Annotated in this window: 3 protein-coding genes; all 3 read right to left on the bottom strand. The window is 69.8% G+C overall.

The window, feature by feature from the left end; all coding sequences use genetic code 11:
• Window positions 1–1,301, bottom strand: a 1,301-nt coding sequence (locus FNH05_RS32695; RefSeq protein WP_144592708.1) for a phytoene desaturase family protein, incomplete at its 3' end; no start/stop codon positions are given.
• 5 nt (window positions 1,302–1,306) lie between these two features.
• Window positions 1,307–3,097, bottom strand: a complete 1,791-nt coding sequence (locus tag FNH05_RS32690) for a DUF3556 domain-containing protein (protein ID WP_144592707.1) — start codon at window positions 3,095–3,097, stop codon at window positions 1,307–1,309.
• 83 nt (window positions 3,098–3,180) lie between these two features.
• Window positions 3,181–4,635 (bottom strand): class I adenylate-forming enzyme family protein, encoded by a 1,455-nt coding sequence (locus FNH05_RS32685; protein WP_144592706.1) that lies wholly within the window; start codon window positions 4,633–4,635, stop codon window positions 3,181–3,183.
• Window positions 4,636–4,653 lie beyond the last annotated feature (18 nt).

Raw genomic sequence — 4,653 nt, 5'->3', positions numbered from 1 at the left:
TCGTAGGGCCGCAGGGTGGTCCGCGGGCCGAACAGCAGCTGCGGGATGTCCTTGGCGCCGGTCATGATGTTGCCGCCGACGTAGTTCGGGTTGTACTCGGCGAATCCCGGGGTGGTCCGGGTGGCGGTGCCGACGATCCGGTCCCGGAAGCCGGGGGCGAACCGCTCGATCTGCGCGGTGATCGCCGCGGTCGCGTCCCCCCGGTAGCCGTTGGGCACGTGAGCGTAGGTCCACACCGGATGGACGTTCCCCACCGAACGCCCGGGATCGGCCAGGTACTGCTGCCCGACCAGCACGAAGGGCCGCTGGGGCATCCGGCCTTCGTGGATCTCCCTTTCGGTGACGGCGATTTCGGCGAACGTGCCGCCCAGGTGCACCGTCCCGGCCCGCCGGGCGGCCTCCGCCGTCCACGGCACCCCGCCCTCGACGGCGAAGTCCACCTTGAACGCGCCCGGCCCGTACCGGAAGTTTCGGTACGCCTTGGCGATCCGCGGGGGAAGCCGGTCACCGAGGATATCGGCGACGGCCGTGGGGCTGGTGTCCCACAAGGTCACGTCCGCGGGCGGAAGGTCCGAAAAGGACCGGACCGCCACCCCGGTCTCGATCCTGCCCCCGAGGTCGAGCAGCAGTGCGGCCATGGCCTCGGTGATGCGCCGGGAGCCGCCTTCGGCGACCGCCCAGCCGTGCCGGTGCCCCGCGGTCAGGATGCCGAGCCCGATGCTGGCGCTCAGCGGGCGGTTCAATGGGTGGAACGCGTGTGCCGCGACCCCGCCGAACAGGGCTCGTGCCTCCTCCGTCGAGAAGAGCTTCGCCAGCAGCGAGGCCGGGGCCAGCGCGGGAATCCCGAACCGGGCCAGCCGGACCGGGTGCCGGGGGAGGCGCAGGAGCGGGCGGAGGATGTCCTCGCTGAACTCGTCGTAGGCCGCCGACGGGCCCTCGAACAGCCGCCGCCACCACCCGCCGTCGGCGCCGAGACCGGCGGCGGTCTCGGCGACCGAACGGTGCAGCACCCCGGCCGTGCCGTTGTCGAGCGGATGCACGCAGTCGATCTCCGGGAGCCGCCAGCGCAGTCCGTAGCGGGCGAGGTCCAGACCGGCCAGGAACGCCGAGCCGACCGCCATGGGATGGATGGCCGAGCAGTGATCGTGCAGCAGCCCGGGCAGGATCGCCTCGCCCGACCGGGTGCCGCCGCCGACCTCGGCGGCGGCCTCCAGCACGGTGACCGCCACGCCCGCCCTGGCCAGGGCGACGGCCCCCGCGAGGCCGTTCGGACCGCCGCCCACCACGATCGCCTTGCTCATCGCGCCTACCCCACCATCCGTTCGTGCTTCGGCGCGGCCTGGTCCCTGGCCCAGGTCACGGTCAACGGGATCGGGCCGTTCGGCAGCCACGGCTGCTCGTTCACCGCGTCGGCCACGTTCCAGGTGCCGCGCTCGATGACGCCGAGCGCGGCGTCGATCACCTGGTAGTGCTGGACCTTGCGGTGGATGGGCTGCGACTCGACCCACACCACGATCCATTCTCCCGGCGCGAAGCCGATCCGCGACTGCACCGCGTTGACCAGGCTGATGTCGTGCAGGTGCCCGTCGCCGAAGTTGAAGCCGATCAGCGAGTTGCAACCGAACTCGGCCTCGCGCACGGTCCGGCGGTCGAGGTCGGGAATGTTCTTCAGCAGCACGGAGAACAGGCCGCGGCCCTGGCTGTGCATCGAGCGCCACGCGATGGTCTGCTGCATGGTGATCTCCGCGATCTCCGGCGGGTAGCCCATCGCCTGGAGCTGGTCGACCTGGTTCTTCGTCGGCCGGTGCTTCAGCGTGTTGAGCTTTTCCTCCGCCCCCGGCGCGAACACCCACAGCGCGGAGGCCCAGTTGCCCGCGTACTGCCGCATCGAGGGCAGGAACGACACCAGGTCCGGACGCAGGTTGCCGAGGACCGGGAAGAACACCAGCGCCGCGACGATGCCGGCGGTCAGCCACGGCGAGGACATGTCGCCGACGCCGTAGCCCTGCCCGGCCGGGAAGCCGAGGAACAGGAAGACCGACAGGTAGCCGAACAGGACGTTCCACTCCAGCGGCACGGCCAGCGGGAAGGTCGAGAAGATGAACAGGTGGAACACCACCATGAGCACCACGCCGGCCAGGGTGAGCCAGTGGTTGGTGGAGAACAGCAGCACCAGCGGCGTGACGATCTCCACGGTGGTGCCGCCGACGTGGGCCATGAAGGTGGCGACCTTCGACGGGCGGATGTCGCGCGGGAAGTCGCGGTAGTGCAGCCGCTTGATCCACTTCGCTGGGATGCACGGGCTGTTGGAGACCATCGGCGGGACGACGTTGGTGAAGTGCAGGCCGAACTTCGACACCCCTGCGCCGATCCACACCACGCAGAGCAGCAGTTTCGCCGCGATGATCATGTCGACGAACGGCAGCGCGGCGAAGAACACCAGCGCGGGCAGGTACTGCTCGCCGCGGGCGGCCAGGAAGACGATCTTGTCGCGCAGCCCGTTGAGCACGTACAGCGCGATCGGCGCGATCAGCAGCGCCGGGCGGATCAGGCCGGAGGTGTTGGCGGGCAACGCCTCGCTCAGCGAAGCGCTTTTCACCCCGGGCAGCACGATCGCGGCGAGCAGGCTTCCCAGGAACGCCAGGTAGAGCAGCACGTCGAAGCCGGTGCGGCGGTCACCCCTGGTGAACGGCACCCAGGTCCACGGCCGCAGCCGGATGGTGCCGGGGCGGGCCCAGAACAGGATCCCGCCGGTCATCGGCTTGAACTTGCCCGCGATCGGCCCCCAGGACCCGGCAAGGCCCGCCGTCTCGAGGAAGACCGTCCACAGCACCAGCTTCTGGTAGACGATCGGCTGGTTCCACCAGCCGGCCACATCCCAGAACGGGGCGGTCCCCGAGGTCGAGGTGGCCAGTGCGGTCCCGGCCAGCACGTGCAGGAACAACACCTTGACCACGTAGATCGTGGGGATCATCTTCGGTGATCCGAAGCCGTACTCCACCCAGTGCAGTGAGAGTGCCTTCAGCCGTTCCCGAAGTGGTTTCCGGAGGAAGGTCGCCGGGTCGACCGGCGGGAAGTTACCCGTTTTGAACCCCATTGTTCTCACCTTTCGTGCGGCGTTTTTCGGGCGTGCCGGGGTGCGCCCGGAATTCCTTCCGGGCGGAAAAAGGGCGGATGCGGTTACGGGCGCATGGCGGCGCGCAGGCGGGGTTTGTCGATCTTGCCCACCGGGTTCTTCGGCAGCGTCGTGGTGACGAGCACGTCGACAGGCACCTTGATCCGGGCCAGCGAGGCGCGGCAGTGGTCGATCAGTTCCCCGGTGGTGACGGCCGCGCCGGGCAGGAGCGCGACGTGGGCGACCGGAACCTCGCCGAGCACGAGATCGGGCGCACCGACCACCGCGGCCTCCAGCACGGCCGGATGCGCGTGCAGGACGTTCTCGATCTCCTTGGGGTAGATGTTCTCCCCACCGCGGATGATCATGTCCTTGATCCGGTCGACCAGGACGAGGTAGCCGTCTTCGTCGAAGCGCCCGACGTCACCGGTGTGCAGCCAGCCGTCGACGATCGTGCGCGCTGTCTCGTCCGGGAGGCCGAGGTAGCCGCGCATCACGTTGGGGCCCCGTACCACCACCTCGCCGGCCGAACCGTCGTCGATCAGGTTGCCGTCGGCATCCATCACGGCGACGGTCTGGCCGGGCAGCGGCAGTCCGACCGTGCCGGGCTTGCGCGGCCCCGACGGCGGGTTGAGGGTGGACGCGCAGGTGCCTTCGGAAAGGCCGTAACCTTCGACGATCGGGACCCCGAACCGGTTTTCGAACCGGGCGATGAGCTCGGCGGGCATCGGCGCGGCCCCGCAGATCACGCGGCGCAGCGACGAGGTGTCCGGCCGCACCTCGGGCGGAAGCGACACCAGCATCGCGTAGATCGCCGGTACCGCGGAGAAGTAGGTCGGCCGGGCGCGCTCGACGGCGTCGAAGAAGGTGGCCGGGCTGAACCGGCCGGCGATCGTGGCCCGTCCGCCCGCGAGCAGCGGAGACAGCACGCTGACCACGATCCCGTTGACGTGGAACAGCGGCAGGATCAGCAGGCTGTGCTCGTTCTCGTCCAGTGCCAGCCCGTCGGTGATCATGCCGCACATGGCGGCGACGTTGGCGTGGTCGAGCATCACGCCCTTCGGGCGGCCCGTGGTGCCGCTCGTGTAGATGAGCAGGGCCAGCGCGTCCTCGCGCGGGGCGACCGGTTCGGAGTCTTCTTCGGTGTGTTCACCGGTCGAGAGCGCGGTGACGTCGAGCGTGCCGATCGGGCGGCCGGGTTCCTCGGTGATCACCACCCGCGCCCCCGAGTCCTCGATCTGGTGCCGGGCCTCGACATCGGTCAACTGCGGGTTCACCGGGGTGACGGCCGCGCCGAGGCGCCAGGCGGCGAACATCGCGACGACCAGGTCCAGCCGGTTCGGCAGGACGACGGCGACCACGTCACCGGGGCCGATTCCGTGCGCACGGAGAACGGCCGCGGCGCCGCGGACACGCCGCAGAAAAGCGGCGTTGTCGAGTTTTTCGCGATCATCCGCGAGACAGGGGCCGGACGGGTTTTTCCCCGCCCTGAAATCCGGTAATCCGGCGATGTGCGGCACGTTTCCTCACCGTTGAGT

It is taken from the genome of Amycolatopsis rhizosphaerae (genome assembly GCF_007713715.1).
Taxonomy (GTDB): Bacteria; Actinomycetota; Actinomycetes; order Mycobacteriales; family Pseudonocardiaceae; genus Amycolatopsis_E; species Amycolatopsis_E rhizosphaerae.
This window is presented reverse-complemented; position numbering and strand designations above follow the sequence as displayed.